The sequence below is a fragment of the Bradyrhizobium sp. CCBAU 25338 genome (genome assembly GCF_028128965.1).
In the GTDB taxonomy this organism is placed as follows: Bacteria; Pseudomonadota; Alphaproteobacteria; order Rhizobiales; family Xanthobacteraceae; genus Bradyrhizobium; species Bradyrhizobium liaoningense.
In genome coordinates, this window is sequence record NZ_LFKY01000043.1 from 759,859 (window position 1) to 785,410 (window position 25,552).

A 25,552-nucleotide genomic window follows, 5' to 3' on the forward strand; every position below is an offset into this window, starting at 1 on the left:
GATGTGACTGCCGAGTTGGAGCAGCTGTCGCGACCTGGTCGCTCAGCACGGTTGACGACCCGCTGGCCGATCGCCCGCCGAAACGTTGAGCAAGGGATGATGCTTTTTCACATCTTACAGCGCGGTTCAAACTGGCCCACTATCGAGACACGTCACGCATGCAAGCGCATCAGCGAATGTTAGATCCGATGCCCAACGGCCGGCATTCCGGCGATTTCCCGCTCCTGAGGACGATCGGCCTCACCAAGCGTTATGGCGATTTCCTCGCCAACGATTCCATCGACATCGACATCTGGCCGAGTGAAATTCACGCCCTGCTCGGCGAGAACGGCGCCGGCAAGTCGACGCTGGTCAAGGCCATCTACGGGCTGATCCAGCCCAGCGCCGGCGAGATCCGCTGGCAAGGCCAGCCAATCGTGCTGTCCGGTCCGTCGGAAGCACGCAGCCGCGGCATCGGTATGGTGTTCCAGCATTTCTCACTGTTCGACAATCTTACCGTCGCCGAGAACGTCGCGCTCGGCCTCGACGGCAAAGAGTCCTTCAAGGACATGTCGGCGCGGCTGGAGCAGGTGTCGAAGACCTATGGACTGCCGCTCGATCCCAAGCGCGAAGTCTGGCAACTATCCGTCGGCGAGCGCCAGCGCATCGAGATCGTCCGCGCCTTGATGCAGGATCCGAAATTCCTGATCCTGGACGAGCCTACTGCCGTGCTGACGCCGCAGGAGGCAGATCAGCTCTTCATCGTGCTGAAGCGACTCAAGGCCGAAGGCCGCGCCATCCTCTATATCAGCCACAAGCTGGAGGAGGTGAAGCGCCTCTGTGACACCGCGACGATCCTGCGTGGCGGCAGGAAGGTCGAGACCTGCAACCCTCGGCTCGAGACCGCGGCCTCGCTCGCACGGATGATGGTCGGCGGAGAGATCAAGGAAGTGAGGGCCTCATCCGGCCGCAAGACGACCGTACCACGGCTCGTCGTCGACGATCTCTCGCTGGCCCCCGCAGACGCGCATGGTGTGCGGCTCGAGCACATCTCGTTCGAGCTGAAGGGCGGCGAGATCCTCGGCATCGCCGGCGTCGCCGGCAACGGGCAGGACGAACTGTTCGCCGCGCTCTCCGGCGAGCGCCTCTCGAACAACCCTAGCACGGTGGTGATCGAAGGCATCGCCGCCGGCCGTCTCTCGATCACCCAGCGGCGCAGGCTGGGCGCCGCTTTCGTACCTGAGGAGCGGCTCGGCCACGGCACCGCGCCGCGCATGAAGCTGTCGGAGAACGCGCTGCTCACCGGGCACGCCGCCGGCGGCATGGTCCGTCGCGGCTTCATCGACACCGCAGCCACGCTGAAAGCGGTCGACCGCGCGACCGAGACGTTCGACGTCCGCAAGGCCAAGCGCGATCCGGAAGCCGCGAGCCTGTCCGGCGGCAATCTGCAGAAGTTCATCGTGGGACGCGAGATCCTGCGCTCCCCCGCGGTGCTGGTGGTGAGCCAGCCGACCTGGGGCGTCGACGCCGGCGCCGCCGCTGTCATCCGGCAGGCGCTGCTTGATCTCGCAACCGCCGGCGCCGCCGTCCTCGTGACCAGCCAGGATCTCGACGAGCTCGCGGAGATCGCCGACCGCATCGCCGTGATGTTCCACGGCAAGCTTTCCGCTCCGCTCGCAGCCAGCGAAGCGAGCCGCGAAAAGCTCGGCCTCCTGATGGGCGGCAGCAGCCTGGAACCGAAGGAGATCGCGCATGCAGCTGGTGCTTGAGAAGCGCGCCGAGCGCTCCGGCACGATCGCGCTGGTGTCCCCACTGATCGCGATTGGCCTCACGATCCTGACCATGGTCATCCTGTTTGCGATACTGGGCAAGAATCCGCTGCTCGCCCTGCACGCCTATTTCGTTACACCCTTGACCGACGGCTATTCGCTCCAGGAGATCGCGGTGAAGGCAACGCCGCTGGTGATGATCGCGATCGGGCTGTCGCTCTGCTATCTCGCCAATGCCTGGAACATCGGTGCCGAGGGACAATTCCTGATCGGCGCAGTCGCCGGAAGCTGGGTCGCGGTGAAGACGCAAGGCACCGATGCCGGCGCGTGGGTGCTGCCGGCCATGCTCGTCCTCGCCGCCGCAGCGGGCGCGCTCTATGCGCTGATCCCGGCGATCTGCAAAGTCAAGTTCGGCGCCAGCGAGATCCTGACCAGCCTGATGCTGGTCTATGTCGCCGACCTCTTCCTCGACTATCTCGTGCGCGGGCCATGGCGCGACCCGCAGGGCTTCAATTTTCCGACCACGGCGGAATTCGATCCGGTGGCGACCGTCCCCCTGCTGATCGAAGGCGGCCGGCTGCATCTCGGCTCGATCATCGCCCTGCTCGTCGTCGCAGCAGCGGCGATCCTGCTCGGGCGCACCATCAAAGGCTTTGAGATCCGCGTGGTTGGAGCTGCGCCCCGTGCGGCGCGGTTCGGCGGCTTCAATGCCAATCAGCTGATCATCCTGACCTTCGCGGTATCGGGCGCACTGGCGGGCCTTGCCGGGATCATCGAGGTTGCAGGTCCGATCGGGCATCTTCAGCCCGGCATCTCGCCTGGTTACGGCTTTACCGCGATCATCGTGGCCTTCCTCGGTCGCCTGAACCCGCTTGGAATACTCATTGCAGGCCTTTTCCTGGCATTGACCTTTATCGGCGGCGAGCAGGCGCAGATCGCGATGAAGATCCCATTGGACGTCACCAAGGTCTTTCAGGGCATCCTGCTGTTCTACGTGCTCGCCTGCGATTCCCTCATCCTCTATCGCTTCAAGCTGGTCTTCCCAAACCGACAGGTGACTCGTGGAGCTGGTTGAAGCCATCATCCTCGCGGTGCTCGCCGCGTCGACGCCGCTGCTGATCGCTGCGACCGGCGAGCTCGTGACCGAGCGCTCCGGCGTGCTCAATCTCGGCGTCGAGGGCATGATGATCGTCGGCGCGGCCTGCGGCTTTGCCGGCGCCTGGCTGACCGGATCGGTCTTCATCGGCGCGCTGTTCGGCATCGTCGCGGGCACGCTGATGTCGCTCGTTTTCGCGCTGATGGCGCTCGGGCTTGCCGTCAACCAGGTTGCGACCGGCCTCGCGCTGACCATCCTCGGCGTCGGGCTATCCGGCCTGATCGGCGCCGGGTTTGTCGGCGAGCGCATCACGCCGGCAATGCACCTCTATATTCCCGTCCTGACGGACATTCCGCTGATCGGCCGCGTGCTGTTCGGCGAGGACGGCTTCGTCTATTTCTCGGTCGCGCTGATCGTCGGCGTCTGGTGGTTCTTGTACCGCACGCGGGCGGGACTGATCCTGCGCGCCTGCGGCGACAATCACGTCTCGGCGCATGCGCTCGGCTATCCCGTGCTGCGCATCCGCACTTTCGCCGTGATGTTCGGTGGCGCCTGCGCCGGGCTTGCCGGCGCTTATTTGCCGCTCGCCTACACGCCGTTCTTCATCCCAGGCATGACCGCCGGCCGCGGCTGGATCGCACTGGCGCTGGTGGTGTTCTCGTCCTGGCGGCCGGGCCGGCTCGTGGTCGGCGCCTATCTGTTCGGCGCGGTGACGATCCTGCAACTGCACGCGCAAGGCTGGGGCGTCGGCATTCCCTCGCAATTCATGTCGGCGCTGCCTTATCTCGCAACCGTCATAGTCCTGGTCCTGCTGTCCCGCGCACGCGGCGGCGGCTCGACCGCGCCGGCCGCGCTCGGCACGGTGTTCGTGCCTGACCGTTAAACCTCATTCCACGGCGGGCGCGATGGGGCGCGCGCGTTGCGGATCGTGGCTTTCCCCTGATGTTGGAGATCGATGATGAGGAAATCACTTCTTGCGCTGACTGCCGGGCTCTTGCTTGCCGGGAACGTCAGTGCAGCCTCCGCCGCCGACAAGCTGAAGGTCGGCTTCGTCTATGTGGGTCCTATCGGAGACCTCGGCTGGACCTATCAGCACGACGTTGGTCGTCAGGCGCTGGTGAAGGAACTGGGCGACAAGATCGAGACCACCTACCTCGAGAACGTGCCCGAAGGGCCCGACGCCGAGCGCTCGATCGAGCAGCTGGTCCGCGCCGGCAACAAGCTGATCTTCACGACGTCCTTCGGCTACATGGACTCGACGCTGAAGGTCGCCAAGAAATATCCGAACGTGCATTTCGAGCACGCCACCGGTTACAAGCGCAACCCGAACATGTCGACCTATTCGGCGAAATGGTATCAGGGCCGCTACATTCAAGGCCTGATCGCAGCGAAGATGTCGAAGTCGGGCGTGCTCGGCTACATCGGTTCGTTCCCGATTCCGGAGGTCGTCTCCGGCATTAACGCGACGATGCTGGCGGCGCAGACCATCAACCCAAACATCAAGGTCAAGATCATCTGGGCCAACACCTGGTTCGATCCCGGCAAGGAAGCCGACGCCGCCAAGGCGCTGATCGACCAGGGCGCCGACGTCATCATGCAGCACACGGATTCGCCCGCCGCCATGCAGATCGCCAGCGAACGCGGCAAGCTCGCCTTCGGCCAGGATTCCGAGATGATCAAGTTCGGGCCCAAGACCCAGCTCACCTCGATCCTGGATACCTGGGGCCCCTACTACATCGAGCGCGTCAAGGCCGAGCTCGCCGGAACCTGGAAGTCCGAAAACACCTGGGGCGGCCTCGACAGCCACATGTTCGCGATGGCGCCCTACACCAACATGCCGGACGATGTGAAAAAGATGGCCGAGGATGCCCAGGCCGCGATCACTGCGGGCAAGCTGCATCCGTTCAAATGCCCGATCGTTGGGCAGGACAGCAAGCCGGTCGAGTGCAAGGGCGGCGATCACCTCGACGAGGGGCAGATCCTTGGCATGAATTTCTACGTGAAAGGCATCGATGACAAGCTGCCGGGCAAGTAGCACGCTTCTTGCATTCCCCAATCCACCTGCTCCTCCCGGAGGAGGTTCGGAGGGGGTGGCCAGAAGCACCCGGCACTTGTGGCTGCCCCCTCTTTCCATCTTGCCCGGCCTATCCCGCCCGCATGGCCCGCGCCGCGGAACTGTGGCGGCGGACGAGGTCTGCCACGTCCAGGCCCGGAATCGCGCCGTCGATCACCGTCCATTTTCCGGCCACCATCACCCGGTCGGCTCGATGCGCCCCGCACAGCACCAAGGCGGCCAGCGGATCGCCGTGACCGGAGAAGCGCAGCTCGTCGAGCCTGAACAGCGCGAGATCGGCGGCCTTGCCGACGGCGATCGCACCGAGTTCCGGCCGCCCGACGCAGGCCGCCGAGCCCTTGGTCGCCCAGCGCAGCGCATCCTTGTGGCTGACTTTCGCTACCCCGTAGCGCGCCCGTTGCAGCAGGAAGGCGGCGCGAACCTCCTGCATCAGGTTTGAGCCGTCGTTCGACGCCGAACCGTCGACGCCGATCCCGATCGCGACGCCGGCCTCCTCCATCTCGCAGACGGGACAGCAGCCGGACGCCAGCAGCTGGTTGCTGCAGGCGCAATGGCTGATGGTCGTCTTCGCGTTGGCGAGGCGCTTGATCTCGCCGTCGTTGAAAAAGATGCCATGGGCGAGCCAGGTTCGCGCATTGAGCCATCCGCACTGCTCGAGATAGTCGAGCGGGCGGCAGCCATACATCTGCTGACAGAATTTGTTCTCGTCCTCGGTCTCGGCGAGGTGGGTGTGCAGGCGCACGTCGAGCTTGCCGGCGAGATCGGCGGTCGCGCGCATCAGCGAGGTCGTCACCGAGAACGGTGAGCACGGCGCGAGCGCGATCTGCACCATCGCATCCGCGTCGCGCTGGTGATGCTTTGCGACCACGCGCGCGCTGTCCGCGAGGATCGTATCCTCGTCCTGCACGACGCTGTCAGGCGGCAGGCCGCCGTCGCGCTGCGACAGGTTCATCGAGCCGCGCGTGAGCAATACCCGCATGCCGAGACGCTTCGCCACCGCCACCTCGATATCGACGGCGTCCTCGAGTCCTGCCGGGAAAACATAGTGGTGATCGGTCGTGGTGGTGCAGCCGGAGAGCAGCAGCTCGGACATCGCCACCGTGACGCCGAGCTCGAGCGCCTCAGGCGTCAGCCTCGCCCAGACCGGATACAGCGCCTGGAGCCAGGGAAACAGCTGCCGGTCCATTGCAGCCGGCAGCGCCCGCGTCAGCGTCTGATAGAAATGATGATGGGTATTGATCAGGCCCGGCAGCACGACATGCTCGCCCGCATCGAACACCGCGACATCCGCGGTTGCGGGCACACCGCCGGCCGGCACCAGCTCGACGATCCGGCCGTCCTGCACCACGATGCCGCGCTCGGCACTGTCGGCGAGGATGGCGAGTGGATCCCTGATCCAGATCGGACTTGCGTCACTCATGATCCTGCTTCTCCACACCGAATGACGACCAGCCTGCAAGGGGGACGTCGGCCCGAACACGATATTGCTACGACTTGTTTGTTGCGGCTTGGCTCCGGTCTTGCAAGACTCGTCTGCACGATTCACCGGGCGGAAGCGCTGGCGCAGCCATGGATTTGAATACCATCACGACGGTGGCCCACCCGCAAACGCGCGCGCAACTGCCTGCCTGGACGACAGGCGATGCTTGGCTTGCAGGCGGCACCTGGCTGTACTCGGAGCCGCAGGTCCACCTGAGGCGACTGATCGATCTCGCCGATCTGAGATGGCCGGCGCTGACGATCACGGACACCCATCTCTCCGTTGCCGCCACCTGCACGGTTGCACAGCTGGACGGACTGTCCTGCCCGCCCGACTGGCTCGCAGCGCCATTGATCGGCCAGTGTTGTCGGGCCTTCCTCGCCTCGTTCAAGATCTGGAAGACAGCCACGGTCGGTGGCAATCTCTGCATGTCCCTGCCGGCGGGGCCGATGATCTCGCTCACATCGGCGCTCGACGGCGTCTGCACCATCTGGAAGGCCGGCGGCGGCGAGCAGAACATTCCCGTCGTCGATTTCGTCACCGGCAACCAGAGCAACCGTCTCATGCCCGGCGACCTGCTGCGGCAGATCGATATCCCGATTGCCGCGTTGCGCCGCCGCGCGGCCTTTCGCCAGATTTCGCTGGCCCCCGTCGGCCGCTCGGCAGCGCTTCTGATCGGCAGCCTCGATCCGGATGGCAAACTGACATTGACGATCACCGCATCGACGGTGCGGCCGGTCCAGCTCTCGTTTGCCAAGGCGCCGGACGCCGCTGCGCTCCGCGCCGCCGTCTCGGAAGGGGTCACCGAGGAGTTGTACAGCACCGACATCCACGGCAAGCCGCTCTGGCGCAAGCACATGACGCTGCGGCTCGCCGAGGAAATTCGCCGCGAACTCCTAGGAGCAACGCGGCCATGAGCTTCGAGGTCAACGGCAAGGCATTCTCTCAGGAGCCGCGCGCCGGCCAATGCCTGCGCACGTTCCTGCGCGAGCTCGGCCATTTCGGCGTCAAAAAGGGCTGCGATGCCGGCGATTGCGGCGCCTGCACCGTGCTGCTCGACGGGGAGCCGGTGCACAGCTGCCTGATCCCGGCGTTCCGCGCCGAGGGACACGCCGTCACCACGATCGAAGGTCTTGGCGGAGATGACGGCACGCATCCGATGCAGCAGGGCTTCCTCGATGCGCAGGGCTTTCAATGCGGCTTCTGCACCGCCGGCATGATCCTGACCTGTGCCTCGCTGAACCAGGCCCAGCGGACCGATCTCGGCGCAGCGCTGAAGGGCAATATCTGCCGCTGCACCGGTTATCGTTCGATTGAGGATGCGATCCTCGGCAAGACCAATGTCGAGGCGAGCGTCGAGGCCGGCGCCGCGTTCGGCCGCAGCCTGCCGGCGCCGGCGGGTCCCGACATTGTGCGCGGCAAGGCACGCTACACCTTCGATACCGCCATCGACGGACTGCTGCACATCAAGCTCCTGCGTTCGCCGCATGCTCACGCCAGGATCGTCTCGATCGACAGGTCGGAAGCCCTTCGCGTAGCCGGCGTGCATGCGGTGCTGACGCATGAGGATGCGCCGTCCGTCCTGACTTCGACTGCGCGGCACGAGAAGGACTGGATGGACCCCGAGGACACCCGCGTCCTCGACGACGTCGTGCGCTTCATCGGCCAAAAGGTTGCCGCCGTCGTCGCCGAGACCGAAGGCGCCGCCGAGGAGGCATGCCGCAGGCTGAAAGTCAGCTACGAGATTCTGCCCGCGCTGATCGATCCGGAGCAGGCGATGGAGCCGGGCGCGCCAATCATTCATCCTGACCGCACCATTGCGAACCGCGTCGCGGACGCGCAGCGTAATCTCGTCGCGGAAACGCACGGCGAGTTCGGCGATGTCGCGGCCGCGCTCGCCACGTCCGCCGTGACCTACGAGGCCACTTTCCACAGTCACCGTGTACAGCATGCGGCACTGGAGACCCATGGCGGCCTCGCCTGGCTCGATGACGCAGGCGTGCTCAATGTCCGCACCTCGACCCAGGTCCCATTCCTGACCCGCCGCGCGCTGTCGGACATCTTCCGGCTTCCCATGGACAAGGTCCGCGTGTTCTGCGAGCGCGTCGGCGGCGGCTTCGGCGGCAAGCAGGAGATGTTCGTCGAGGATATTCTGGCGCTTGCTGCGCTCAAGACCGGGCGGCCTGTGAAACTGGAGCTCACCCGCGAGGAGCAATTCATCGCGACCTCGACGCGGCATCCGATGCGGGTCCACATCAAGGCGGGCGCCGATGCCGACGGCAAGCTCACCGCGCTCCAGCTCGACGTGCTCTCCAACACCGGCGCCTACGGCAATCATGCCGGCCCCGTGATGTTCCACGCTCTGGGCGAGTCCATCAGCGTCTACAATTGTCCGAACAAGCGGGTGGACGGCGTCGCCGTCTATACCAACACCGTGCCGGCGGGCGCGTTTCGCGGCTATGGCCTGCCGCAGACGCTGATCGCCGTGGAGGCCGCGATCGACGAGCTGGCCAGGCAACTCGGCATCAGTCCCTACGAGATGCGCCGGCGCAATATCGTGAAGCCTGGCGATCCCATGCTGTCGCCGCCGCCGTCCGAATATCACGACGTGCTCTACGGCTCCTACGGGCTCGACCAGTGCCTCGACCTCGTCGAGCGCGCGATGCAGGCTGATGGCCCAGAGCCTGACCTGTCGCCGGAATGGCTGATCGGTCACGGCATCGCGCTGACCATGATCGATACGGTGCCACCGGCGGGCCACATCGCCGACGCGACGATCGCGCTCAACGACGACGGCGGCTTCGACCTCACCGTCGGCACGGCCGAGTTCGGCAACGGCACCAGCACCGTGCACCTCCAGATCGCCGCGACCACGCTGGCGACCACGGTCGAGAGAATCCGTCTGCGCCAGTCCGACACCGCCCATGGCGGCCACGACACCGGCGCCTATGGCAGCGCCGGCACCTTCGTCGCGGGCAAGGCGACGCATGCGGCGGCCATGCAGCTTGCGACCGAGCTGAAGGCGGCGGCGGCCGGCGCGTGGCTGTGCGACGTGAAAACCTGCGTGCTCGATGGGGACGCCGTCGTCAGCGGCGTACGGCGCATGCCCTATACGGAACTTGCAAAGCTCGCGCACGACCGCGGACGCTCGTTCGCAGGCACCGGCAATTCCACCGGCACGCCGCGTTCGGTCGGCTTCAATGTGCAGGGTTTTCGTGTCGCCGTGAACAAGGGCACCGGCGAGCTCAGGATTCTCAGGAGCGTGCACGCCGCGGACGCGGGCGTCGTCGCCAATCCCGCGCAATGCCGCGGTCAGGTCGAAGGCGGCGTGGCGCAGGCGCTCGGCGCTGCGCTCTACGAGGAGATGGTGATCGATGCGAACGGCCGCGTCATCAACCCGAAATTTCGCGACTACCACCTGCCCTCCTTCGCCGATGTTCCGCGCACGGAGGTGTTCTTCGCAGAGACGGCCGACACGATCGGACCGCTGGGCGCAAAGTCGATGAGCGAGAGCCCGTACAATCCGGTCGCCGCCGCACTCGGCAACGCAATTGCGGATGCCACCGGCATCCGCTTCACCGCACCGCCCTTCAAACCGGATCGGCTGTTTCCGGCACTGCACGACAAGTTTGGCGACTAGAGTGGGTTCACCTCTCCCTAGGGAGAGGTGAACCAGCGCGCCCGAGCTACGTGCTTTAGCTGCCGCGATAGGTCGAATAGCTCCAGGGCGTTACCAGCAGCGGCACGTGGTAATGGCTTTCCGGCTCGCTGACCGCAAAGCGCAGCGGGATCTCGTCGAGAAACGGCGGATCGGACAGCGGCACATTGCGCTCGGCGTAATATTTGGCGACACGGAATCTGAGCTCGTAGCGGCCGATCGGCAGCGGGCGACCGCCTATCAGCGGCTGGTCGGTGCGCCCGTCGGCATTGGTCACCGCGCGCGCGACGACGCGGTTCTCGCCAAGGCTCGCGAGCTCCACGAGCTCGATCGGAACGCCCGGCGCAGGCTTGCCAATGTGATTGTCCAGCACATGGGTCGAGAGCCGGCCGTGCACCTTCAGCCTGTCATCGGCAGTGACGAGCTGATCCAGCCGCAGCGCGGAGATGCGGCCAATTTCCTCGATTGCACGTCTGGTCTCGGTCTTGGCGATATTGAGCAGTCGCGTCTCGAAGTCGCGCAGCACGGAATCCCTGGTGTGACGGCGCACGCAGACGATATAGGGAAAGCCGAACTTGTCGCGGTAGGCGTGGTTGGCACGCTCGAACGCCGCGTATTCGGCCTCCGACAACCGGTCGAGTCCGGCGCTGTTCTGCTCGTCGGTCGATTCCGCGGTGAGGCCGGCGGCGCGCTGCGTCTTGTCGGCGAGATCGGGATGCGCCCGGATCAGCGCCAACTGGACATCGGGCTCGGCGCTCTGGATCGCCGCCATCAGCGCGGCGTGCAGCTGATTGATGCCGGCGAACGGCCGCTTTGCCGCGAGCTGCTCGGCGATCCATGGCGAATATTCGACGACATTGGCGAGCGCCGCGACGAAGTCGGCCCTGCTTGCGGCGTTGAGGTCGGTGAGCGAGATCTGCGACATCGCCCTCTCACCCGATCTCGAATGCGTCGGCGGCGAGATGGGCGTGCTTGTCGTGCCAATGCTGCGCGATCTGCAACCGCGTCGGCACCCAGACGCGCTCATGCTTGCCGACATAGTCGAGGAAGCGCATCAGTCCCGCCGCGCGGCCGGGCCGGCCGGCAAGGCGGCAGTGCAGGCCCACCGACATCATCTTCGGTGCGGTCTCGCCCTCGGCGTAGAGCACGTCGAAGGCGTCCTTCAGATAGGTGAAGAACTGCTCGCCTTCAGCGAATCCTTGTGGGTTGATGAAGCGCATGTCGTTGGCGTCCAACGTATAGGGAATGATGAGCTGCTTGCCGCCCGGACCCTTCACCCAATAGGGCAGATCGTCGGCATAGGAGTCGCAGAGATAGAGGAAGCCGCCTTCCTCCATCAGCAGCCGGTTGGTGTTGATCGAGGAGCGCCCGGTGTACCAGCCGAGCGGCCGCGAGCCGGTCGCCTTGATATGAACGCGGATCGCTTCGGCGATCTCGGCACGCTCCTGCGCTTCCGTCATGTCCTTGTGCTCGATCCACTTCAGGCTGTGGCTCGCGATGTCCCAGCCTGCCTCCTTCATCGCCGCGACGATCTCGGGATTGCGCTTGAGCGCAGTGGCGACGCCGAACACGGTGGTCGGCCAGTTGCGCGCGGTGAACATCCGCCACAGCCGCCAGAAGCCGGCGCGCGAGCCATATTCGAACATCGATTCGATATTGGCGTGGCGCTGGCCCGGCCAGGGCTGCGCGCCGAGCACGTCCGACAGAAACGCCTCCGAGGCGGCGTCGCCGTGCAGGATGTTGTTCTCGCCGCCCTCCTCGAAATTGACGACGAACTGCACCGCGATCCGCGCGTTGTCGGGCCATTGCGGATGCGGCGGATTGCGGCCGTAACCGCGGAGATCGCGAGGGTAGCTTGTGTCAGTCACTCAGACTTCCTCGAAGCGGATCGGCAGGGCGCCCTTCCACAGCACGCTCTTGCCCAGTGTCGCCAGATTCTCCAGGCCCGAGGTCAGCGTGATGAAATGGTTGCCGGCGAGCTGGCCCATCTTGCTCGCGAAATGCACGCCGCCATAGGCGAGCAGGATCTCGGTCTCGCTGATGCCGCCCGGGTAAAGGATGATCTGGCCAGGCGCGGGATAGCTGGTGTGGTTCTCGTAGCCGACGCCGAAATCGAGGTCGCCGAGCGGCATCCATACGCCCTCACCGCTCCAGCGCACATGGATGATGTGGCTTTCGAACGGCAGTGCCTTGCGGAACGCGGCGACGGTCTTCGGCGCCAATTGCTCTTCGAAGCGGGCATCGAAGGTGAAATCGCCGGCGCTGATAACGAGTTTGCTCATCTCATCTCTCTGAATCGGGGCCGGTGGCCCCACGGATAACGCTCAAGCAAAGAGCATTCCCGACAGTTTCACGCAAGTGGTGCGGTCCATCACCTGCGATCGCAGGACCCGCCGAAAATGTCGCTCCGGCGTGTCTGGCTCCGGCCCGGCGGCTGGCGGAGGCATCCCTTTGGGTCTCGCATGTCATGGCGCCATCGCTGTCGCCCGGGAAACTCAAATTGGCTCCATTGAACCGGATTGTGGCGGGCAAGTCCACCGGCGCCGCCGGCGGAATTGCCGAATAGCTGGCCGGCGCCAAGCGACGTCTGCGGGGGGCGAGCTCGAGCGCGGCAATGCAGCTCTCCCGTGTCCCGGACAAGCTGCAGCGCGCAAGCGTTGCGGCGCAGAGCCGCGCCCCAGGGGCCACACGGCACTATGCCACAACATGGGCCCTGGCTCTGCAGCGCACCGTCGAAGGGACGCTGCGCTGCGTCCGGGGCACGAGAGTGGAGTTTGGCCCACGCTCTCTCCTCCTCGGCATTGCGAGGAGTTCTTCGAAGCAATCCAAGCTGTCGCTGAGGAAATATTCTGGATTGCTTCCGTCTTCGCCGAAGGCTTCGGCGGACAAGTCGCTGCGCTCGTAATGTCGGAGCAAGGGGCGGCATCGCCGCCTTTCCAACACGCATTTCAAATGGCAGACACGGCTTCGCGGTCTCGCGGCGCAATTCGCCCGAGTTTTGCTTCGTCGCTCACCCTCTCGAGCCGAGAGGGCGCAGGGAAGACCGGGTGCTGACCTCGCACCCGCGGTCCGCTGCGCGAAAATGTAGCGCAAAGAGACCGCACAGCAGCATACAGGTGGTGCCAATCACTCGGCCTTCCCTGCGCGATGGTCGGACGGCTTATGCCGTGCTCTCCCGGGAGCCGAGTTCGTTCTGGCCTCCCTCACCCTCGCGAAATCCACCGGCACCGCGCCGGTTGACGCGACTGCCGCATCCGCAAGAGCTTGACCGTAGCAACGACGGCCAGGACCACACGGTTTTGCCGTACGCGCGGCCCGCCATTTCGCCGCAGTTTTCCCAGCCCTGTCGACGGAGCTGGAAACTTACAGGCGACACGAAGCCTAGCAGCGCCGCTCGTCCGCACGCAGCTTCGGGCTCACGGAGAGCAATCCGCCCTGCCCTTCACCCTCGTGCACGATGCTGCCGCGTCCACCGCAAGCCCGGCTCGCGACAATGACGACCACATGATCGCCCCTCAAGAATGAGCCGGGATGGGCGACACATACGCTAAATCCGAATTTCGGTAAAGCGGAATATTTTTTTGACAGCGGGTTGACAGAGTAGCAAAACACCCCGATCGCCAGCGAAGCCCATTGAAGCCTGATGGGATGAGGCTTGATCGCTGCAACGAGGGAGGTGCACACCCTCTCCCGCTTGCGGGAGAGGGTGTATCCCCAAAGGGACAATCCCCAAGAGGAGAAAGCCCTCTCCCGCAAACGGGAGAGGTGAACGACCCGCGGCAATCGATTCGAGCTAAGCCATTCGGCTTTAGCTGCATCCGGACGAGGCGAGCACGGAAGTCCGGTTCGCAAGCTGGCAGAGGGAAACGATGCCAGAATCAAAAAGGGGGCGGTGCAAGCACCGCCCCTTGACTAACGCGACCGCTCAATACGGCGCGTAACCATAGCCCGGACCGTAACCGCCGCCATAGTAACCCGGACCGCCGTAATAGCCCGGGCCGCCATAGTAAGGACGCGGGCCATAATAGTAGCGGTTCTCATAGTACTCGCGGCGGCGGCTCTCGGCGATCGCGCCTCCGATCAGACCTGCCGCCATGCCCATGAAGGCGAGACCTGCGGCGTTCGGCCCGCGTCGGTGGTAATGGCGACGCCGGGCTGCGCTGAAATCAGTGACGTCGGACGCGGCCTGGCCGGCAACGGCCGCCTTCGCGGCCGGTGTCCCGGCCGAGGCGGCCGTGGACGGAGATGCGGAGGCCGCGATCAGGGCGAGGCTTGCGAACGCAGCCACGACCGTGTTGCGGCCGGCTGCGGAAATCATCGGTCCAATACTCATTTCGACCTTCCTCTGTTCTCGCCAAAAAGACATAAGCAAACCTCCTACAACGCGCAAACCATTGAAATAGTTTCATGATCGCGGCGACCTGCCACGCTTTGAACGATTGTAAACCGAACGATCAGGTCCAGCTTGAACCATCCAACCTGAGCGGTTAATGAACAGCCGCGCCGTTTCTCGGTCGCCGTAAGCGTTTCACGTGAACCAACGCATCAACCGACGCCGTCGGGATCGATGCCATTTCCAAGTTTCAACGTGATCGACGCGTCCTTTTCCTCGAAAGAAGTCAGATGATTGCGGTTCGCAAACTGCCGGCGCGCTATGCGCCGATCGTAATGCCATTCGTGCTGTCCATCCTCATGACGGCGGTGGTTTCGGTCATATCGACGCTGCGAAGCCTCGGCGCAACGCCGGCGTTCCTGGCGACCTGGCCGGGCGCCTGGGCGCTGTCCTGGCTCGTCGCGTTTCCGACGCTGCTCATGGTCCTGCCACTCGTCCGCCGGATCGTGGCCTGCCTCGTTGCAGCCCCACCCGGCCAATAGCCGACCGTTACGAGAGCGCCCCAAGCACGCCCCTCGTCGCCTTGTCGATCTCCTCGACATAGCGGCGGCGGGCGAAACTCTCGGTGAGAAAGCCGACCACCTTGCGGCTGTCGGTGGAATCGACCACCGCCAGCATCTCGGCCTCGGCCTCGTCGAACACGGCCATCGCCGATTTCACGTTCATTTCCGGGATCAGCACGATGTCGATCAGGCGGGCGAGCTCGATCACCTGGATGTCGTCGGCGATGCTGTCGAGATCGTTGGAGAACAAGTCGGGCAGCATGACGAGCCCGACATATTCGTCCGCATTGTTGACGATCACGATTCCGGGCCGCGAGCCCAGCGCGAACTCCCGGCGGACCGCGGCGATCGTCGTGGTCGACGGCACCTTGCCGACGTCGGAGCGCATCAGCCGCTCGACCGTGAGGTTGCGCAGCCAGCCGACGTCGTTGGCGCTGCGGATGGTCTCGCCGCGCAGATGCAGCCGCCAGGTCGAGAAGGAGTGGCCGAACATGAAGCGGACGCAGATCGAGGTAACGATGCAGCCGGCGAGCACCACCGCGGTGACGTCGACATTGCGCGTCATCTCGAGCACGAGGAACGACATCGTTAGGGGACCGCCGACGATGGCGACGCCGAGCGTCGCCATGCCCGTCAGCATCGCGACCAGCGGATCGATCGCGAAGTTCGGGCTGATCAGGAGCAGCACCGCGGCAAAGAACTTTCCGATCAGGCTGCCGACGAACAGCGAGGCGAAGAACAGGCCGCCGCGGAAACCCGAGGCGAGCGAGATCAGGCAGGCCGTCACCTTCAAGGCGATGACCAGCGCGATCAGGCCGATCGTCATCTCGTGAAAGAGATCGAGCACCATGGCACCGTGGCCGGCTGCCAGCACCTGCGGCGTGATGATCGCGAAGCCGCCGACGATGAGGCCGCCGATCACCGGACGCAGCCAGACCGGCATCCAGACGAACAGGCGCTCGAACATCGGCGAGGAGCGCATCACGGCGATGCCGACGCCGCTGGTGATGAGGGCGAGCCCGATCAGGGCCAGGTACTGCTCGACGCCGACGGCGCTGACCTTCGGGATCTCCAGCGAATAGGGCGCGCCGCCCAGCCATTGCGCGGTCAGGGCGCCCGCCAGCGAGGCTGCCAGGATCGGCGCGGCGCTGCCGACCGAATAGACGCCGACGATCAGCTCGCAGGCGTAGAAGGCGCCGGTGATCGGCGCGCCGAACGCCGCCGCGATCGCGGCCGCCGCGCCGCAACCGACCATCAGACGCAGATCGTTGCGGCGAAGATTGAAGAACTTACCGAGCAGCGAAGCGATTCCCGAACCGATCTGGGTATAGCCGGCCTCGAGGCCGACCGAGGCGCCGCAGCCGTTGGAGATCAGCGTCTGGCTCGACACCACCACGCTGTCGCGCATCGAGAGATTGCCGCCGCGTAGCGCATTGGCCTCGATCGGGTCCACCGCGTTCGAGATCTTCATGCGCCGCCGCGACCATTCCATGATGCCGAGCGAGAGCCCTCCGAGCGCAGGTGCGATCAGCGCCGCCCACGGGCTGACGCTCTCGTGAGCCGACAGGTGAACATCAATGGGAATGCCGTAGATTACCACATGCGCGATCTGGGCAATCTGGGCCATCAGCGTCACGACCGAGCCCGCGAGCGTGCCGATCACCAGCGCAAGCGGGATCAGGTAGAACTCGTTGCTGCGCAGCAGGGCGCGCAGCCGAACCATGGTGCGGTTCGTCCCCTTGCGATCGACGAGATGCCTGATCCGCACGAACACCCTCTGCCCGCCCCTACCCTTCCGCCAGTCCGTAGCCGGCCATGCGCTGGCGGACCCGCTCGATCTCGTCGCTGGAGAGCAGCGGCGGCCGTCCGATCTGGAGGCAGCCGTGATATTGCCGCGCCAGCGTCTCGACCTCGACGGCGAGCCACATCGCCTTGTCCAGCGTCTTGCCGATCGCGATCATGCCGTGGTGGTCGAGCAGGCAGGCAAGCCGGCCTTCCAGCGCCCGCACCGCATGTTCGGACAGCTCCGCCGTTCCGAACGTCGCATAGGGCGCGCAGCGGATGCTGTCGCCGCCGGCGGCCGCGATCATGTAGTGCACGGGCGGGATCTCCATGCCCATGATGGCCAGGATGGTGCAATAGGTCGGATGGGCGTGCACCACGGCATTGACGTCGGGCCGCGACTTCAGGATGTCGCGATGGAAGCGCCACTCGCTGGACGGTTTCTGATCGGGCGCGTGTGTGCCGTCCATGGCCATGAAGACGATCTGGTCCGGCGACATGACGTCATAGGGCACGCTGGTCGGCGTGACCAGGAGCCCGTCCACATGCCGGACACTGATATTGCCCGAGGTGCCCTGGTTGATGCCGAGCGCGTTCATGCGCCGGCAGGCGTCGATAATGGCCTGTCTCTTGGCGAGTTCGTCTGCTCTCATCGACATTGCGATTTCCTGACGAAGGGCTAGCTGGACCGGAAGTACGTCAAAGCAATATGGCAGCGCAAGCGAAAGAGTCCCGGAGCCTTTCCGTGTCGGCGACGCCCCTGCCAAACCACGAAACGGACGGAAATAGGAAAGAATCTACAAATTGTCGCGGCCCATTGGCAGGCTCGTCCGGGCCGCAGCAATCTGGGGGATCACGAACCACACTGAGGAGGCCGCGAGCAGCATGCGAGAACGCGCGAGAGCACGGCACTTCCAGTGCGACCAAGGGTGTGCGCGATCACCGCCAAGATCGAGGCGGCGATCAGCGGCGCGCGCCGCGCGATCTGGCTCCGTCGGCCTTGTCGCGTCTGGGCATCGAAGACGATATCCGGGGCAACGAGCCCAAGGGTGCGGCGGTCCGGCCACCGCTGGCGGATCCGGTCTGACGCCGCAGGCGCATGGAACGACGTTTCGGCCGCCGACTTAGCTCAGCATGACCACAATGGAGATCGATGGAGACCAATCATGAGCGACAGCGGAATTGGCATGCTGCTGGGCCACGCCTCGGCCCAGATGCTTTGGCTCTGGTTCATCGGCGCGTTCGTGCTCGGCGGAGCCCTCGTTTACGGGGTGATGAAGGCCGGCCATCTGCGCGGCAGCGAGCGGGCACGCCTTGATCGCGCGACGGAAGAGCGGCAGCGCCAGGAAGACCCGTACAAGCGCCCGACCTGAGCGATCCGCGAACGCGGGTTGCAGTTTGGAACTTTCGTTCTCCGAAGGTTTTGATCGCCCGAGGATTGAGGAAGGCGACGCCTTCCCGTGTCACCTCAAGAGGAGGACGTATGGCTAAACGAGCAAAGAAGCGCGCGACCAGGAAGACAGCGGCGCGGCGACCGCGTCAGGCCCCGAAGATGCTCAGCGACCTGTTTCTGGAGACGCTGAAGGACATCTATTTCGCCGAGAACAAGATCATCAAGACCTTGCCCAAGATGGCGAAGGCAGCGCAGTCGAAAGAGCTGACCGCCGCCTTCAACAAGCACCTGCGCGAGACCCAGGGCCAGGTCAAGCGGCTGGACCAGATCTTCAAGATGCTGGGCAAGCCAGCACGCGGCAAGCCCTGCGAGGCGATCAACGGCATTACCGACGAAGGCGCCGAGATCATGAAGGAGTTCAAGGGCGCGCCGGCGCTCGATGCCGGATTGCTCGCGGCCGCCCAGGCTGTCGAGCACTACGAGATCTCCCGCTACGGCACGCTCCGCACCTGGGCCGAGGAGCTCGGCATGCAGGACGCAGCAAGGCTGCTCCAGGCGACGCTGGACGAGGAAGAGGCGACCGATCACACGCTGACGGAGCTCGCCACCTCCGTGATCAACCTGGAAGCGGAAGAAGAGTACCGCGCCGCGGCCTGACCCGCGCCGGCCAATCGGGAAACGCCGCGGCCCGTGCCGCGGCGTTTTGTCGTTCGGCGCTTTCTTGCTCGATGGCACGACGGCGCATGGCACACCGGCGCCACCGCACTGGATTTCCCGGGAACCAGCCCCATATGCAGGCTTTCCCACCCCCGAGCCCGCATCATGCAACCCAAAAATCCCCTCAACTGGATGCTGTCCGAAGCCCTGGACTCGCTGACCCGCGCCGATCGGCTGCGCCAGCAGTTCGGCCGCCAGGAAGCCTGCTGGGAGCCGCCGATCGACGTGCTCGAAACCGAGCGTGAGCTCCTGATCCTGGTGGCGCTTCCCGGCGTCAATCCGGACAATGTCGAGACGGTCATCCATGACGGCGTTCTCGTCATCTCCGGTCAGCGCACCCTCCCGCCGGAGCTTCGCAACGCCCGCATCCATCGGCTCGAGCTGCCGCAGGGCCGCTTCGAGCGGCGCATCGCGCTCCCCCTTGGCCGCTACGCGATCAGCCGCTTCGTGATGGACGGCTGCGTCGCACTGCGCCTCGCCAAATCCTGAGGTCGATCATGGCCAACGAACAGATGAACAACGAACAGACCAATAACGACGTGACGATCCCCGAGGACGCGCTGATCATCATCCCCGTGCGCGAGATGGTGCTGTTTCCCGGCGCCATCGCGCCGATCACGATCGGCCGGGCGAAGTCCATCGCCGCCGCGCAGCAGGCGCTGCGCGAGCAGCGCCCGATCGGCATCGTCCTGCAGCGCAGCCCCGAGACCGAGGAGCCCGGGCCGGACGACCTCTACAGGGTCGCCACCATCGCCAACATCGTGCGCTACATCACCGCGCCCGACGGCACCAACCACATCGTCTGCCAGGGCGTGCAGCGCGCGCGCATCCTCGACTTCCTGCCGGGGACGCCGTTCCCGGCCGCCCGCATCCAGCAGATCCCCGAGCCGACCACGACCTCGCCCGAGATCGAGGCGCGCGCGCTGAACCTGCAGCGCCAGGCGATCGAGGCGATCGAGCTGCTGCCGCAGGCGCCGCCCGAGCTGGCCGCGGTCTTCCAGGGCACCAGCGCGCCCGGCGCGCTGGCGGATCTGGCGACCTCCTTCATGGACATCAAGCCGCAGGACAAGCAGGAGGTGCTGGAGACCATCGACCTCGCTCTCCGCGTGGAGAAGGTGTCGAAGCACCTGGCCGAGCGGCTGGAGGTGCTGCGCATCAGCAAGGAGATCGGGCAGCAGACCAAGGCCTCCTTCGACGAGCGGCAGCGCGAGGCGATCCTGCGCGAGCAGATGGCGACCATCCAGCGCCAGCTCGGCGAAGGCGACGGCAAGGCGGCCGAGGTCACCGAGCTGACGGCGGCGATCGCCAAGGCCAACATGCCGCCGGAGGCGGAGGCGCACGCCAAGAAGGAGCTGCGCCGCTACGAGCGCATGCCGGAAGCCGCCGGCGAAGCCGGCATGGTCCGCACCTATCTCGACTGGCTGATCGAGCTGCCCTGGGCGCTGCCCGCGGAGAAGCCGATCGACATCAAGGAGGCGCGCCGCATCCTGGACGCGGATCATTTCGGCCTGGAGAAGATCAAGAGCCGGATCATCGAATATCTGGCGGTGCGCAAGCTCGCCCCGCAGGGCAAGGCCCCGATCCTCTGCTTCGTCGGCCCGCCCGGCGTCGGCAAGACTTCGCTCGGCCAATCCATCGCACGCGCGATGGATCGCCCCTTCGTGCGCGTCAGCCTGGGCGGCGTGCATGACGAGGCCGAGATCCGCGGTCACCGGCGCACCTATATCGGCGCGCTGCCCGGCAACATCATCCAGGGCATCAAGAAGGCCGGCGCGCGGAACTGCGTCATGATGCTGGACGAGATCGACAAGATGGGCCGTGGCGTGCAGGGCGACCCTTCCGCCGCCATGCTGGAGGTGCTCGACCCCGAGCAGAACGGGACGTTCCGGGACAATTACCTGGGCGTGCCCTTCGACCTGTCGCGCGTGGTGTTCATCGCGACCGCCAACATGCTGGACCAGATTCCGGGTCCGCTGCTGGACCGCATGGAGCTGATCAGCCTCGCCGGCTACACCGAGGACGAGAAGCTCGAGATCGCGCAGCGCTATCTGGTGCGGCGGCAGCTCGAGGCCAATGGCCTCTCGGCCGAGCAGGCCGAGATCGAGCCGGAAGCGCTGAAGCTGATCGTCAAGGGATACACCCGCGAGGCCGGCGTGCGCAACCTCGAGCGCGAGATCGGCAAGCTGTTCCGCCACGCCGCGGTGCAGGTCGCCGAAGGCACGGCCACGAAGGTCGTGATCACGCCGAAGGACATCGCCACCGTGCTCGGCCAGCCGCGCTTCGAAGGCGAGATCGCACTGCGCACCAGCGTTCCCGGCGTGGCCACCGGCCTTGCCTGGACGCCGGTCGGCGGCGACATCCTGTTCATCGAGGCGACGCGCGTGCCGGGAAAGGGCGCTCTGATCCTGACCGGCCAGCTCGGCGACGTCATGCGCGAGAGCGTGCAGGCCGCGATGACGCTGGTGAAGAGCCGAGCCGCCCAGCTCGGCATTGATCCCCAGCTGTTCGAGAAGAGCGACATCCACGTTCACGTCCCCGCGGGCGCAACCCCGAAGGACGGGCCGAGCGCCGGCGTCGCGATGTTCACGGCGCTGACGTCCCTGCTCAGCAATCGCACGGTGCGCAGCGACACCGCGATGACCGGCGAGATCTCGCTGCGCGGCCTGGTGCTGCCGGTGGGCGGCATCAAGGAGAAGGTGGTGGCTGCGGCCGCCGCCGGATTGAAGCGGGTGATGCTGCCGGCGCGCAACAAGCGGGACTATGACGACATCCCGAAGAGCGCGCGGGACAACCTTGAATTCATCTGGCTGGAGCGCGTCGACGAGGCCATCGCCGCGGCGCTCGAGCCGACCGAGTTCAAGGTCGAAGCTGCGGAGTGAATGCGATGAAGAAACTGCTGGAGAAAGCGAAGAGATCGCGGAAGACGCAGCGGCTGCGCCAGTTGCTCGATCGCGCGATCGACCGGGTTCGCGATGCGCTTGCGGCGCCTGAGCCGCGGCTTCAGCCGGTCCCGGTCCGGGTGAAGCGCCGCAAGGGTTGAGCCCTCCGTCTCAAGCCCCCGCGGCTGCCCCAAACAAAAGGCCCCCTCCTTGAAGGGGGTCTTTGCGTTCTCAGGACACGGCGTCCTTGGCGGCCTTGACCGGGCGGGCGCGGACGATCTTCCGGGCCGGCTTGGCCTTGAACATCATCTCTTCACCCGTGAACGGGTTGGTGCCCTTGCGCGCCTTGGTCGCGGGCTTCTTGATGACCACGAACTTGGCGAAGCCCGGCACCAGGAACAGGCCGTTCTTCTTGAGCTCCTTGTGGCCGACGTCGGTCAGCGTCTCCATGACGTTCTTGACGTCGCGCTTGGAAAGCTCTGTGGCGGTCGCAATCTTTTCGATCAACTGCGATTTGGACATTTGGGTTGCCATCGTGTCTCCTCTGATTCGTGACGGCTGCATATTAGACCAACCGGCGAAGGCCTATAGCCTTCTGCACAGTTTTGTCGCGATTTTACGGGCTTTTTGCCCCGCTGTGGCAAAAAACCCTGCATTTTAGCCACTTCCAGTGCGGAAGGAGCCTTGGGCAGCGGATTTTGCCTTGTTTCAAAGGCCCGCACTACATCTTGCTAGAACTGATTCGCCGCTTTCGACAAGCGAAGACCGGCCTCTTTGTGAAAGGCCGGTCGTGTTTCACCCTGAAAAATAAGGGTCGGATCGCATGTCGCCGGTCTTACGCCCCGCAAAAACAGGGAGAAAGTGAGGGGCGATCGGCTAGACGCGCTCGATGATGATGGCCGGCGCCATGCCGCCGGCGGCGCACATGGTGACGAGACCACGCTTGAGATCGCGCCGTTCGAGCTCGTCGAGCACGGTGCCGATCAGGATCGAGCCGGTGGCGCCGATGGGATGGCCGAGCGCGATCGAGCCGCCGTTGACGTTGACCTTGGCGCGGTCGAGCTTGAGATCGCGGATATATTTCTCCGCCACCACCGCAAACGCCTCGTTGATCTCGAACAGGTCGATGTCGTCGATGGTGAGGCCCGCCTTCGCCAGCACCTTGCGCGTCGCCGGCACCGGCGCGTTCAGCATCAAGGTCGGCGAGTCCCCCATGTTGGCCATCGCGACCACGCGGGCGCGCGGCTTCAGGCCGTGTGCCTTGGCGTAAGCCGGCGAGGCCAGAAGGATCGCGGCGGCGCCGTCGACGACGCCGGAGGAGTTGCCGGCGTGATGCACGAAGTCGATGTTCAGATCGGGATATTTTTGCAGGATCAGGCCGCGATAGGTCGTGCCCTTGTCGTCGAGCGCGTAATCGGCGATGGCGGGAAACGCCGGTTTCAGGCTGCTCAGGCCCTCCATCGTAGTCTGCGGCCGCGGATACTCCTCGTGGTCGAGCGCGAGGCTGCCGTCCTCGCGGTGGACCGGCACGAGGCTCTTCTCGAAGTGGCCGTTCGCGATCGCATGCGCGGCGCGCTTCTGGCTCTCCAGCCCGAGCGCGTCGACATCCCTTCGCGTGATGCCTTCCATGGTCGCGATCGCATCGGCGCAGACGCCCTGATGCGACTGCGGATGCCGCGCACGCAGACGGAGATTGCCGCCGTCCATCATCATCGGACCGCCGCCACGGCGTCCCTCCATCGACATCATCTCGCAGCCGCCGGCGATGACGAGGTCTTCGGCGCCCGCCATGATCGAGCTCGCGGCCATGTTGACGCTGGTGATGCCGCTTCCGCAGAAGCGGTCGAGCGTCACCGCGCTGGCGCGCACGTCGTAGCCGGCATCGAGCGCGGACATGCGGCCGAGATCGCCGCTTTGCGTTGCGACCTGCGCGCTGCAGCCCCAGACGATGTCGTCGACGTCTGCCGTATCGATGCCGGTGCGATCGGCAAGTGCGCGCAGCACGGTTGCCCCAAGCTGCTGCGGATGAATGCCGGAGAGCGCTCCCTTGCCGGCCTTGCCGATGCCGCGTGGGGTCCGGCAGGCATCGATGATCAGCGCGTCAGCCATTGGCGTTGTCCTCTCGTTTATGGATGTTGAGGGCGTTGTGAATCAGGGGAGGAGTGGAGTCAATGCGCGGCGTTTGCGCCCTCACCCGATTTTCCGCCGCGCGTAAAATCGAGCCGACCGCACGAAAGCTGCCGCAACGTCATGGCCGGGCTTCGAAAGAGGGGAGAGCTACACTCCCGCCGCGTTCTTCGCGATCACGTTGCGATAGAAGCTGGCGCTGAGTTTGGGCGTGCGAACCTGGGTGTCGAAATTGACGTGGTAGAGCCCGAAGCGCTTGTTCAGTCCATATACCCACTCGAAATTGTCCATCAGGCTCCAGAGGAAATAGCCGCGCACCGGCACGCCCTCGCTGGTGGCGCGCTGGAGCTGGGCGAGATAGTTGCGCAGATACATGATGCGGTCGGTGTCGTAGATCTTGCCGTCGGGCGTCACCGCATCGTCGCCGGATGCCCCGTTCTCGCTGATATAGATCGCATCCGTCTTCCAGATCTTTGCCGCCAGCTTCGGCACCCAGTAGATCGTCTCCGGCCCGACGCGCAGCCAATCCGAATTCATGTGCGGAAACGATTTCGGGATCGGCAGCGGCATGAAGCCCGCGCCCTGGTCGGAGGCCACGACGTAATTCTGTGGCGCGTAGATGTTGAGGCCGAGGAAGTCGACCGGCGAGGAGATGATCTTGAGCTCCGCATCGGTGAATTTCGGCGCGTTGGCCCCGGCGAATTTCAGGAAGGCGTCGGTATAGCGCCCCGTCATGATGACGTTGAGATAGCCGGCATTCATCTCGCGCAGCGCGATCTCCGCGGCGCGAACGTTCTCCGGCGTGTCGATCGCGGGAGCGCAGGCATCGACGTTCTCGGCCGGCCCCACCCTGGTGCCGCGGCGGCCATGGGCACGCACCGCCTGCACCGCGAGCCCGTGCGCCAGCGCACTGTTGTGCCTGATCTGGTTGACATCGGCTTGCGGCAGTGTCAGGCCCGGCGCGTCGATGCCGATGCCGTAGCCGAAATAGACGAAGCGGCCGCTCTCGTTCAACGTGAACACGTTCCTGACCCGGTCGGTCAGACGCTCGGCGACATAGGCCGCGTAATCGCCGAAGATCTTGCAGGTTTCCGTCGAACGCCAGCCGCCGAAACGGTCCTGGAGCGATTGGGGCAGGTCCCAATGATAGAGCGTCAGCCACGGCTCGATGCCGTTCTTCAGGAGCTCGTCGACGAGACGATTGTAGAAGTCGAGCCCCTTCGGGTTGGGCTTGCCATCGCCGTCCGGAAACAGCCGCGGCCAGGCCACCGAGAAGCGATAGGCCCTGCAGCCGAGCTCCTTGATGAGCGCGATGTCCTCCTTGTAGCGGTGATAGTGCTCATTGGCACGGTCACCATTGGTGCCGTCCTCGATCTTGCCGGGGATGCGCACGAACTTGTCCCAGATCGAGGGCCCTCGCCCGTCCTCGTCGACCGCGCCCTCCACCTGATAGGACGAGGTCGCCGTGCCCCAGACAAAGCCCGCCGGAAAGCCGCTTCCACCGCGCCGCTGCCGAGCCGGCTTGGCTTCGGCTGCATCGAGCGCGCCAGTCATGCCGGCTGCGGACAGCCCCGCGATCTTCGCAAGCTGGCGACGCGAGACCTTGTCCGTCATGGATGCTTCTCCGCTTCCGGGTGATTGCGGACGCACAATGGCGAGTCGCGGGCCGTTTGAAAAGCAAGCTTTGGCGAAAGCCGGATGC

At 65.2% G+C, this 25,552-nt stretch carries 22 protein-coding genes; 12 read left to right on the top strand and 10 right to left on the bottom strand.

The window, feature by feature from the left end; all coding sequences use genetic code 11:
* Positions 1–158: 158 nt before the first annotated feature.
* The 4 genes from ACM42_RS37315 (at position 159) to ACM42_RS37330 (ending at position 4,879) form a co-directional block, all read left to right on the top strand.
* Positions 159–1,748: an ABC transporter ATP-binding protein gene (locus tag ACM42_RS37315; protein ID WP_271533434.1), complete on the top strand. Its 1,590-nt coding sequence runs from the start codon at positions 159–161 to the stop codon at positions 1,746–1,748.
* The gene (locus tag ACM42_RS37320; protein WP_271533435.1) at positions 1,732–2,823 is read left to right on the top strand and encodes an ABC transporter permease; all 1,092 of its coding nucleotides are present in this window, start codon (positions 1,732–1,734) and stop codon (positions 2,821–2,823) included. Before ACM42_RS37315 ends, ACM42_RS37320 begins: the two co-directional genes overlap by 17 nt.
* Complete coding sequence (locus ACM42_RS37325) at positions 2,810–3,727, top strand: ABC transporter permease (RefSeq protein WP_271533436.1); 918 nt, start codon at positions 2,810–2,812, stop codon at positions 3,725–3,727. The genes ACM42_RS37320 and ACM42_RS37325 overlap by 14 nt, the downstream gene beginning before the upstream one ends.
* Positions 3,728–3,802: 75 nt before the next feature.
* The gene (locus ACM42_RS37330; protein ID WP_271533437.1) at positions 3,803–4,879 is read left to right on the top strand and encodes a BMP family ABC transporter substrate-binding protein; all 1,077 of its coding nucleotides are present in this window, start codon (positions 3,803–3,805) and stop codon (positions 4,877–4,879) included.
* A gap of 109 nt (positions 4,880–4,988) precedes the next feature.
* Here ACM42_RS37330 and ACM42_RS37335 read toward each other — a convergent pair whose 3' ends face one another.
* Positions 4,989–6,338 (bottom strand): 8-oxoguanine deaminase, encoded by a 1,350-nt coding sequence (locus ACM42_RS37335; protein WP_271533438.1) that lies wholly within the window; start codon positions 6,336–6,338, stop codon positions 4,989–4,991.
* 149 nt (positions 6,339–6,487) lie between these two features.
* Between ACM42_RS37335 and ACM42_RS37340 the strand changes: the two genes are divergently transcribed.
* Both ACM42_RS37340 and ACM42_RS37345 read left to right on the top strand, forming a co-directional pair.
* On the top strand, positions 6,488–7,315 hold the full coding sequence (locus tag ACM42_RS37340; RefSeq protein WP_271533439.1) for an FAD binding domain-containing protein: 828 nt from the start codon (positions 6,488–6,490) through the stop codon (positions 7,313–7,315).
* Positions 7,312–10,038 carry a molybdopterin-dependent oxidoreductase gene (locus ACM42_RS37345; RefSeq protein ID WP_271533440.1) on the top strand — a complete coding sequence of 909 codons (2,727 nt, stop codon included), beginning with the start codon at positions 7,312–7,314 and terminating at the stop codon, positions 10,036–10,038. The genes ACM42_RS37340 and ACM42_RS37345 overlap by 4 nt, the downstream gene beginning before the upstream one ends.
* 55 nt (positions 10,039–10,093) lie before the next feature.
* Here ACM42_RS37345 and uraD read toward each other — a convergent pair whose 3' ends face one another.
* The 4 genes from uraD to ACM42_RS37365 all read right to left on the bottom strand — a co-directional run bounded on the left by uraD (position 10,094) and on the right by ACM42_RS37365 (position 14,389).
* Complete coding sequence (uraD, locus tag ACM42_RS37350) at positions 10,094–10,981, bottom strand: 2-oxo-4-hydroxy-4-carboxy-5-ureidoimidazoline decarboxylase (RefSeq protein ID WP_271533441.1); 888 nt, start codon at positions 10,979–10,981, stop codon at positions 10,094–10,096.
* 7 nt (positions 10,982–10,988) lie between these two features.
* Positions 10,989–11,924 (bottom strand): allantoinase PuuE, encoded by a 936-nt coding sequence (gene puuE / locus ACM42_RS37355; RefSeq protein WP_271533442.1) that lies wholly within the window; start codon positions 11,922–11,924, stop codon positions 10,989–10,991.
* Positions 11,925–12,338: a DUF3830 family protein gene (locus tag ACM42_RS37360; RefSeq protein ID WP_131870951.1), complete on the bottom strand. Its 414-nt coding sequence runs from the start codon at positions 12,336–12,338 to the stop codon at positions 11,925–11,927.
* Between the two features lie 1,643 nt (positions 12,339–13,981).
* Complete coding sequence (locus tag ACM42_RS37365; protein ID WP_271533443.1) at positions 13,982–14,389, bottom strand: hypothetical protein; 408 nt, start codon at positions 14,387–14,389, stop codon at positions 13,982–13,984.
* A 290-nt stretch (positions 14,390–14,679) separates the two neighbouring features.
* Here ACM42_RS37365 and ACM42_RS37370 point away from each other — a divergent pair, with 290 nt between their 5' ends.
* The gene (locus tag ACM42_RS37370) at positions 14,680–14,931 is read left to right on the top strand and encodes a DUF2798 domain-containing protein (protein ID WP_271533444.1); all 252 of its coding nucleotides are present in this window, start codon (positions 14,680–14,682) and stop codon (positions 14,929–14,931) included.
* A 7-nt stretch (positions 14,932–14,938) separates the two neighbouring features.
* Here ACM42_RS37370 and ACM42_RS37375 read toward each other — a convergent pair whose 3' ends face one another.
* Positions 14,939–16,726, bottom strand: a complete 1,788-nt coding sequence (locus ACM42_RS37375) for a chloride channel protein (protein WP_271533445.1) — start codon at positions 16,724–16,726, stop codon at positions 14,939–14,941.
* 13 nt (positions 16,727–16,739) lie between these two features.
* A complete protein-coding gene (locus tag ACM42_RS37380) occupies positions 16,740–17,393 on the bottom strand; it encodes an L-fuculose-phosphate aldolase (RefSeq protein ID WP_271533446.1) in 654 nt (217 codons plus the stop codon).
* Between the two features lie 507 nt (positions 17,394–17,900).
* Between ACM42_RS37380 and ACM42_RS37385 the strand changes: the two genes are divergently transcribed.
* The 5 genes from ACM42_RS37385 to ACM42_RS37405 all read left to right on the top strand — a co-directional run bounded on the left by ACM42_RS37385 (position 17,901) and on the right by ACM42_RS37405 (position 21,884).
* Positions 17,901–18,107 carry a hypothetical protein gene (locus ACM42_RS37385; RefSeq protein WP_028180880.1) on the top strand — a complete coding sequence of 69 codons (207 nt, stop codon included), beginning with the start codon at positions 17,901–17,903 and terminating at the stop codon, positions 18,105–18,107.
* A gap of 110 nt (positions 18,108–18,217) precedes the next feature.
* Positions 18,218–18,784 (top strand): YciE/YciF ferroxidase family protein, encoded by a 567-nt coding sequence (locus ACM42_RS37390; RefSeq protein WP_271533447.1) that lies wholly within the window; start codon positions 18,218–18,220, stop codon positions 18,782–18,784.
* A 165-nt stretch (positions 18,785–18,949) separates the two neighbouring features.
* Positions 18,950–19,333 carry an Hsp20/alpha crystallin family protein gene (locus tag ACM42_RS37395; RefSeq protein WP_028180878.1) on the top strand — a complete coding sequence of 128 codons (384 nt, stop codon included), beginning with the start codon at positions 18,950–18,952 and terminating at the stop codon, positions 19,331–19,333.
* 8 nt (positions 19,334–19,341) lie between these two features.
* On the top strand, positions 19,342–21,723 hold the full coding sequence (gene lon / locus ACM42_RS37400; RefSeq protein WP_271533448.1) for an endopeptidase La: 2,382 nt from the start codon (positions 19,342–19,344) through the stop codon (positions 21,721–21,723).
* Positions 21,724–21,728: 5 nt separating this feature from the next.
* The gene (locus ACM42_RS37405; RefSeq protein WP_162832024.1) at positions 21,729–21,884 is read left to right on the top strand and encodes a hypothetical protein; all 156 of its coding nucleotides are present in this window, start codon (positions 21,729–21,731) and stop codon (positions 21,882–21,884) included.
* A 70-nt stretch (positions 21,885–21,954) separates the two neighbouring features.
* Here the strand turns inward: ACM42_RS37405 and ACM42_RS37410 are convergent, their stop codons facing one another.
* The 3 genes from ACM42_RS37410 to ACM42_RS37420 all read right to left on the bottom strand — a co-directional run bounded on the left by ACM42_RS37410 (position 21,955) and on the right by ACM42_RS37420 (position 25,464).
* Positions 21,955–22,257: an HU family DNA-binding protein gene (locus tag ACM42_RS37410; RefSeq protein WP_035705209.1), complete on the bottom strand. Its 303-nt coding sequence runs from the start codon at positions 22,255–22,257 to the stop codon at positions 21,955–21,957.
* 342 nt (positions 22,258–22,599) lie between these two features.
* Positions 22,600–23,832, bottom strand: a complete 1,233-nt coding sequence (locus ACM42_RS37415) for an acetyl-CoA C-acetyltransferase (protein WP_271533449.1) — start codon at positions 23,830–23,832, stop codon at positions 22,600–22,602.
* A 168-nt stretch (positions 23,833–24,000) separates the two neighbouring features.
* Positions 24,001–25,464 (bottom strand): GH1 family beta-glucosidase, encoded by a 1,464-nt coding sequence (locus tag ACM42_RS37420; protein ID WP_271533450.1) that lies wholly within the window; start codon positions 25,462–25,464, stop codon positions 24,001–24,003.
* Positions 25,465–25,552: the final 88 nt, after the last annotated feature.

Bases quoted from the DNA above. Each gene is read 5' to 3' on its own strand.
- ACM42_RS37315 (WP_271533434.1), top strand. From the start codon at position 159: ATGCAAGCGCATCAGCGAATGTTAGATCCGATGCCCAACGGCCGGCAT.
- ACM42_RS37320 (WP_271533435.1), top strand. From the start codon at position 1,732: ATGCAGCTGGTGCTTGAGAAGCGCGCCGAGCGCTCCGGCACGATCGCG.
- ACM42_RS37330 (WP_271533437.1), top strand. From the start codon at position 3,803: ATGAGGAAATCACTTCTTGCGCTGACTGCCGGGCTCTTGCTTGCCGGG.
- ACM42_RS37335 (WP_271533438.1), bottom strand. From the start codon at position 6,338: ATGAGTGACGCAAGTCCGATCTGGATCAGGGATCCACTCGCCATCCTC.
- ACM42_RS37340 (WP_271533439.1), top strand. From the start codon at position 6,488: ATGGATTTGAATACCATCACGACGGTGGCCCACCCGCAAACGCGCGCG.
- ACM42_RS37345 (WP_271533440.1), top strand. From the start codon at position 7,312: ATGAGCTTCGAGGTCAACGGCAAGGCATTCTCTCAGGAGCCGCGCGCC.
- uraD (WP_271533441.1), bottom strand. From the start codon at position 10,981: ATGTCGCAGATCTCGCTCACCGACCTCAACGCCGCAAGCAGGGCCGAC.
- ACM42_RS37360 (WP_131870951.1), bottom strand. From the start codon at position 12,338: ATGAGCAAACTCGTTATCAGCGCCGGCGATTTCACCTTCGATGCCCGC.
- ACM42_RS37365 (WP_271533443.1), bottom strand. From the start codon at position 14,389: ATGAGTATTGGACCGATGATTTCCGCAGCCGGCCGCAACACGGTCGTG.
- ACM42_RS37370 (WP_271533444.1), top strand. From the start codon at position 14,680: ATGATTGCGGTTCGCAAACTGCCGGCGCGCTATGCGCCGATCGTAATG.
- ACM42_RS37380 (WP_271533446.1), bottom strand. From the start codon at position 17,393: ATGTCGATGAGAGCAGACGAACTCGCCAAGAGACAGGCCATTATCGAC.
- ACM42_RS37385 (WP_028180880.1), top strand. From the start codon at position 17,901: ATGAGCGACAGCGGAATTGGCATGCTGCTGGGCCACGCCTCGGCCCAG.
- ACM42_RS37390 (WP_271533447.1), top strand. From the start codon at position 18,218: ATGGCTAAACGAGCAAAGAAGCGCGCGACCAGGAAGACAGCGGCGCGG.
- ACM42_RS37395 (WP_028180878.1), top strand. From the start codon at position 18,950: ATGCAACCCAAAAATCCCCTCAACTGGATGCTGTCCGAAGCCCTGGAC.
- lon (WP_271533448.1), top strand. From the start codon at position 19,342: ATGGCCAACGAACAGATGAACAACGAACAGACCAATAACGACGTGACG.
- ACM42_RS37405 (WP_162832024.1), top strand. From the start codon at position 21,729: ATGAAGAAACTGCTGGAGAAAGCGAAGAGATCGCGGAAGACGCAGCGG.
- ACM42_RS37410 (WP_035705209.1), bottom strand. From the start codon at position 22,257: ATGGCAACCCAAATGTCCAAATCGCAGTTGATCGAAAAGATTGCGACC.
- ACM42_RS37415 (WP_271533449.1), bottom strand. From the start codon at position 23,832: ATGGCTGACGCGCTGATCATCGATGCCTGCCGGACCCCACGCGGCATC.
- ACM42_RS37420 (WP_271533450.1), bottom strand. From the start codon at position 25,464: ATGACGGACAAGGTCTCGCGTCGCCAGCTTGCGAAGATCGCGGGGCTG.